This is a genomic window from Ensifer sp. ENS09 (assembly GCF_014852425.1).
Classification (GTDB): domain Bacteria; phylum Pseudomonadota; class Alphaproteobacteria; order Rhizobiales; family Rhizobiaceae; genus Ensifer.
Genome location: NZ_JACVBP010000032.1, coordinates 1 through 255, shown reverse-complemented (window position 1 = coordinate 255; position 255 = coordinate 1). Strand labels below are relative to the sequence as shown.

Here is a 255-nt window from a genome sequence, read left to right as displayed (position 1 = left end):
TTAACCGGTCCGGGTTTTGCGTGCGCAAAATCCCGTTGGTTTGTCTGATCTTACTTACGCAAAAAGGCCGCTTGTTGGCGGCCCTTGTGTTTCGGCAGGGCCGAAGAGTGTGTCGAGAAGATTTCCGAATTTATCTTGCGTTTTGCAGACCTGGCAGCGACCTACTCTCCCGCGTCTTAAGACGAAGTACCATCGGCGCTGGGGCGTTTCACGGCCGTGTTCGGAATGGGAACGGGTGCAGCCACCCCGCCAGAA

The 255-nt window shown here is 56.1% G+C and carries 1 rRNA gene; it reads right to left on the bottom strand.

Annotation, left to right across the window (positions count from 1 at the left end):
* Positions 1-148: 148 nt before the first annotated feature.
* A 5S ribosomal RNA gene (rrf, locus tag IB267_RS33095) occupies positions 149-255 on the bottom strand; the annotation flags it as partial.